The following is a 758-nucleotide window of genomic DNA, read 5'->3' on the forward strand; positions in this document are numbered from 1 at the left end:
CCGTTGAGGTGCAGCAGGTCGAACGCATAGAAGATGACCTTCGGCGAGTTTGGATTGCCCAATTCCCGCTCGAGGGCTTGGTAGTCCGGCAACCCGGTCTCGCCCAGGACGACAGCCTCCCCGTCGATGATTGCTGCTTTGACCGGTAGGTTCGCCGCTGCCTGGACAATTCCTTTGTATCGATGCGACCAGTCATAGCCGCGGCGCGTGAAAGCTCGTGCTGTGCGGCCATCGACAATTAGCTGCGTGCGGTAGCCATCGTATTTGACCTCGTGAAGCCAGTCGCTGCCCGCGGGAGCTTTCGCGACCAACGTTGGCGATTGAAACTCAATGAATGATAGCCGGTCTGCGGCGCTACTCATACACTTGTGACTCCCCGAACCGCGACTCAAGCCGCAGGGCGGGCAATCGGTTCCGGAACATTTTAGCAAAATTGAATGTTTAGTAGCATGACGAAACTATCCGACGTGCACGATCGGCTGGAAATGGAGCCCTAGGCCATGGCGGTCAAGATCGGCGACGAAGTCACGCTCACCGTGACAATCCTGAAGGTGCTGGACAACGGCATGTCGAGCGTGAGCATACCCTCTTACAACTTTCCCTTGTCGATCGACACACCGAAGAGAACAAGGGCCGGCCAGAAGGTCGAGATCACCGGCTTTGTCACTCGGGTCGATGACGAGAACGGCAAGGTGACGGTCCGGATCGAAGGAGCCGGCCTAGTCACGGTAGATGTCGAAACAGTATCGCACGAGCCC

The 758-nt window shown here is 57.5% G+C and carries 2 protein-coding genes; one reads left to right on the plus strand and one right to left on the minus strand.

What is annotated here, in order from left to right:
• The coding region (locus ACWUKX_RS30975) for an ATP-dependent DNA ligase (RefSeq protein WP_456010459.1) at positions 1 to 362 on the minus strand (362 nt) is incomplete at its 3' end.
• Between the two features lie 138 nt (positions 363 to 500).
• Here ACWUKX_RS30975 and ACWUKX_RS30980 point away from each other — a divergent pair.
• Positions 501 to 758: hypothetical protein (locus tag ACWUKX_RS30980; RefSeq protein WP_456010460.1), on the plus strand; the 258-nt coding region annotated here is incomplete at its 3' end.

Source organism: Mesorhizobium sp. f-mel (genome assembly GCF_053850215.1).